This window comes from Variovorax sp. Varisp85, assembly GCF_047304045.1.
Lineage (GTDB): Bacteria > Pseudomonadota > Gammaproteobacteria > Burkholderiales > Burkholderiaceae_C > Variovorax.
The window spans coordinates 1-226 of the sequence record NZ_JBGLYN010000177.1 but is presented as its reverse complement, the minus strand read 5'-3'; the positions used below and the strand labels follow the sequence as shown (position 1 = coordinate 226).

The window sequence follows — 226 nt, the reverse complement described above, 5'->3', positions numbered from 1 at the left end:
CGCGCGGTCTTGCGGCCCACGAGGTCGTTGGCCTGGATCGCGGTGGTGCCTTCGTAGATCGTGAGGATCTTCGCGTCGCGGTAGTACTGCGCCGCACCCGTCTCCTCGATGAAGCCCATGCCGCCATGCACCTGCACGCCCAGCGAAGCCACTTCGAGGCTCATCTCGGTGCTGTAGCCCTTCACGAGCGGCACCATGAATTCGTAGAAGGCCTGGTTCTGCTTGC

Annotated in this window: 1 protein-coding gene; it reads right to left on the bottom strand. The window is 63.7% G+C overall.

Going from position 1 to position 226, the window contains the following annotated elements; translation table 11 throughout:
- A partial coding sequence (locus tag ACCC97_RS28920; protein WP_413336424.1) for an acyl-CoA dehydrogenase family protein occupies window positions 1–226 on the bottom strand: 226 nt, incomplete at both ends.